At 68.8% G+C, this 320-nt stretch carries 1 pseudogene; it reads left to right on the top strand.

The features are described from left to right. Positions 1 to 102 precede the first annotated feature (102 nt). Positions 103 to 237, top strand: a pseudogene (locus ADL25_RS50580) (MarR family transcriptional regulator); the annotation flags it as partial. Positions 238 to 320: the final 83 nt, after the last annotated feature.

Here is a 320-nt window from a genome sequence, read left to right as displayed (position 1 = left end):
GCCCAGCAGTACTGCCAGTCCTGAGCCCATTCCTCGACAGTGGTTGGAAACTATTGATACGCTGCCGCACCCGCGCTCGAATAGGGCCTGGCTCAGTCCGGGCGGGCGGCACGGATGACCCAGGTCTTCCTCGCCCGTCTCCCCGCCGACGAGCAGTCCGTGTTCTCCGATCTCATCCGGCGCGTCTCGGAGGCCGCCGAGGGGCTGCGCAACCCTGCGACGCCCCTCTCGGCGGAGGAAGCCTTACGAAGTCCGCCGGGCAGTACCGTGCAGGTGCAAGTGGGTCCGGCCGGGCCGTGGCGCGGTTCCCGGATCGAGAG

Origin of the sequence: Streptomyces sp. NRRL F-5122, assembly GCF_001507435.1 — a bacterium.
Lineage (GTDB): Bacteria > Actinomycetota > Actinomycetes > Streptomycetales > Streptomycetaceae > Streptomyces > Streptomyces lannensis.
The sequence above is the reverse complement of the archived record's forward strand: the minus strand, read 5'-3'. Positions and strand labels throughout refer to the sequence as shown.